The following is an 830-nucleotide window of genomic DNA, read 5'->3' on the forward strand; positions in this document are numbered from 1 at the left end:
GTTCTTATCAAGGGAATTAAAGGATTCTTTATACTTTGCCACTTCCTTGGGATTGAGGCAGTAGACCTTCGTGGAGAAGGGAGCCAGCATTTGACAGGTGGAAAGGTAATTGGCAATGTGGACGCCGTAAAAGCCAGTGGACTCCAAACCAATGATGATGGAGCGGAACTCATGATGCTGTTGGAGAACCTCGGCAATCATCAGTTCCATCTGTTCAGCGCCATACTGAGAGTTTGGGATGGAGGCCATCCGAATGAGGAACTCTTGCTCGAAGTTCAAAGCAGAGATAACGTTTAAACGGGAACCGATATCGATACCAACAAAAAGCGTTGAGAGGTAATCGATTTTCTTCATATGTAATCACCACCTTTCAGGTAAGAATGGGGAATCAGAGCCAAAGCTTATCCCGATTCGATGTACCGGCTGAAACCTCGCGTTATCAGCATTGGACCAGTAGAAATACCCTGCTGGAGGCTAGAACTGGGGATGCAGCATTTGTGTAAGCAGTCATGGTACACCGTCTGGGCTGCAAGCTTATTGAGCAATAGCCATAGGCTTTGCAGGAGGGAACCAGCAGTGACCTTAGCTAAGATTCCACTGGGAATCATTATAGCATCGGGAAGCTCTGATATAAAGTAACATGTAAACTGTATAGATGGGAAAAGGATGAACCAGCGCTCCTGGAGGAGACCCCTCCTGATATGACATCACAGAATATCCTTACATCTATACCACAAAAAGAATAAGTCTATAGCCTGTTTTGCTTGGCTATAAACTTATTATACGAGGAGGGACGGTTTATGGATTGGGAACAGCTTATGACGGAACTG

At 45.4% G+C, this 830-nt stretch carries 1 protein-coding gene; it reads right to left on the minus strand.

What is annotated here, in order from left to right; genetic code table 11:
• Positions 1-354, minus strand: a 354-nt coding sequence (locus tag NE664_12475) for an IS110 family transposase (GenBank protein MCQ4727455.1), incomplete at its 3' end; no start/stop codon positions are given.
• Positions 355-830: the final 476 nt, after the last annotated feature.

Source organism: Anaerotignum faecicola (genome assembly GCA_024460105.1).
GTDB lineage: Bacteria > Bacillota > Clostridia > Lachnospirales > Anaerotignaceae > JANFXS01.